At 24.6% G+C, this 2424-nt stretch carries 2 protein-coding genes; both read right to left on the minus strand.

Translation table 11 applies throughout. The features are described 5' to 3' along the window. Positions 1 to 391: hypothetical protein (locus A9758_RS02490; protein ID WP_143740858.1), on the minus strand; the 391-nt coding region annotated here is incomplete at its 3' end. 29 nt (positions 392 to 420) lie between these two features. Further along, entirely contained in the window at positions 421 to 2295 is a 1875-nt protein-coding gene (locus A9758_RS02495; RefSeq protein WP_052273664.1) for a transglutaminase domain-containing protein, read from the minus strand. Between the last annotated feature and the right edge of the window lie 129 nt (positions 2296 to 2424).

The raw sequence follows: 2424 nt of genomic DNA on the forward strand, positions 1-2424 counted from the left end.
GGTATTGTGTGTTAGCTATTTGTATAGCTTGGTTTGGTGTAATACATGTTGAAATTTTTGATGTTCCATTTAATAATGTGATATTATTAGAATACATATTATGAGATAATGGTTTATTTGTGTCTTTAGCATAAACTATTGAGTTTGATGTTTTTTTAGATAGAGTGTTTGTTATAAAGTTGTTTTTTAAATTTAAGTTTTCTTTTTCTATAATTTTATCATAAAAGTTATCTGATCCATCAGATACTGCAGTATTAAGTAAATTATCATCAATACTTCCCATAACATTATTATTACTTGAATTAGAATTTGTACCATTAGTTATATAAGCTGCTGAAAAAATTCCAATAATAAATAATATAAGTACAAGAGGTATTATTTTTTTTATCATTTTCATCACCTATTTTTTCATTACTTTTTTTAGAATAAAATTTCAGAAGTTAATTTTATTCTCCAAGATATAATAGTATTACTTTTTGTATTACCTATAGAATTATAACGACTTGTTGGATCAGCATCAACCCATTCATTGTTTAAATATATTTTAGCCCATACATGACCTTTGATTCCTGAGTTAAATTGACATTCTGCATGAGCATAACCTGCTCTAATATTTGCTGCTCTTAAGAGTGCTACTAATAAATGTGCTTGATCACAACAATTTCCTAATTTACGACTTAATGTTTTTACAGCACCATATCTTGTATTCTCATATTGATCATACTTAATATAATCTCTAACATAATTGAAAATATTTGTTGCTTTTGAAAGTACTGATGTGCAACCTTTAGTTAAATTTTTAGATAAACTAATTATTACAGCATCATTTGATTGACAATTATATGTTGGTAAGAGATATGGATCTGTTGTATTGGTTGTTGTGTTACCTGTTGTGTTAGTAGTTATAGGATATGTACTTTGATTATAAGATATATAATTTGGTAGTACACCATTATGATTATATGTATAAGCTAATGCTCTTGAGAATCCATCAATTGTCGAATTTAGCATTAATGTTCCAAGGGATGTTTTTATATAGCCTTGTGCTACTCCATAATTTGATATATATTGTGATATTTCTTTAGATAAATTTAAATATTCATCTTTATATATATTTCCAGTGATTATATTTTCTTTAACTACAGAAGGTCTTCCAAAGTTTCCTTCTGATAATGAATCATTGGAATGTAAGGATTGGCACATTAAATATAGAAAATCAACCATTGTCACATCATTGTTATTTATTACAACCCATGTTGGTAATCGTTTATTTTTATCTTTAAAATTTTTAACTCTATTTGCTGCTTCTAATATTTGACTATATGTATATGTGTGTATTGTTGTATTTATAATACGAATTTTCGTTTGTGATATTGCAGAATTGAAAAATGTATTTTCTCCATAGATTATAGTTAGATTTTGAGTTCCTAATTTGTTTGTCTGTGTAAAATTAAAGTTAATTATTCCATTACTTGTATTATAATGACCTATAGTTATTCCATTAATTTTAATAGATGTATTACCTGTGTAAACAGTTCTATTCAATTGATCTTTTATAGTTGCATTAACATAACTTACTTTATCTTTTTGTGAAAAAGTTAAGTAAGGAGTATTTATTGTTGTATTTAACTTATATAATGTTAAGGTACTATTTTTACTTAAAGAATTGGTAGTTTTTGTTTCACCAACTACTAATGTTAGATTATATTTTTTTGCACTCCATTGTGGTATTTTAAAAGCATAGATTAATTTACCATTAGTTACATTTAAATGTGCTTTTGTATTTCCATTGACTTTGAAAGCAGCTTTAGCTAAGTTAAGTGGAGTACCATTTTTAGTTTTTATTGTTGCATTAATAATTATAACTTTACCAGCATATGCAGAATAATTAGGAAGATCTATTGAGATATTATCTTTATTAGAAGAATTTGAAACCATGTTGGTTATTGTCTCAGAGTTATTTAAGTTACTATTTATATCATAATTTTCCACATTATTCAATGTGTTATAAACATCTTTATCTTCTAAATTATTATTTTTAGTATATGTGTTATTTTCATTTTTTTCCTGTTTTGTATATTGATTTTTTAAATTATTATTATCATTTTTATTAAGATTATCGTTGCTTTTATAATAATTTGTATTGTTATCAATAGTGTTTTGAGTATTTGAATCGATTTGGATCTTATGGAAATTACTATTGGAAGAATTTCCAGCATCTGCTGCACTTACAGACATTATTGAAACAAAGACTATTATGAGAAACAGCAATAATGATAATCTTTTATTATTCAAAATTGTTCCTCCCATGATTTACATTAATGAATTATTTTAAGTTGTTAATTTGAAAATTTTCAATTTAAATATAATTTTTTCTTAATGAACGGTTATAACCTATAATTTTCATAGTATAAATACTTTAAT

Origin of the sequence: Methanosphaera sp. A6 (genome assembly GCF_001729395.1) — an archaeon.
GTDB classification, from domain to species: Archaea; Methanobacteriota; Methanobacteria; order Methanobacteriales; family Methanobacteriaceae; genus Methanosphaera; species Methanosphaera stadtmanae.